Source organism: Mycobacterium arosiense ATCC BAA-1401 = DSM 45069 (genome assembly GCF_002086125.1).
Classification (GTDB): Bacteria; Actinomycetota; Actinomycetes; order Mycobacteriales; family Mycobacteriaceae; genus Mycobacterium; species Mycobacterium arosiense.
In genome coordinates this window covers 1-233 of the sequence record NZ_MVHG01000421.1, presented here as the reverse complement: position 1 = coordinate 233, position 233 = coordinate 1, and the positions used below count along the sequence as shown (strand labels likewise).

Annotated in this window: 1 protein-coding gene; it reads right to left on the bottom strand. The window is 66.1% G+C overall.

What is annotated here, in order from left to right:
• A partial coding sequence (locus BST14_RS32410; RefSeq protein WP_438502227.1) for a glutamine amidotransferase-related protein occupies positions 1-233 on the bottom strand: 233 nt, incomplete at both ends.

Below are 233 nucleotides of genomic sequence, written 5' to 3'. Positions count from 1 at the left end.
AAGTAGAAGCGCGCCTGGTCGGGAATCTCGTGCCACAACGGGTGCTCCACCGCCTGGCTCACCTGGTTCCAGCCCATGTGCGGCACCTTCAGGTGCTCGCCGGCTTCGTGCAGGTCCTTGCCGAAGAAGCGCACCTGGCCGGGGAACAGACCGATGCAGTCGACCCCGTCGTTCTCCTCGCTGCGCTCCAGCAATGCCTGCATGCCGACGCAGATGCCGAGGAACGGGCGGTC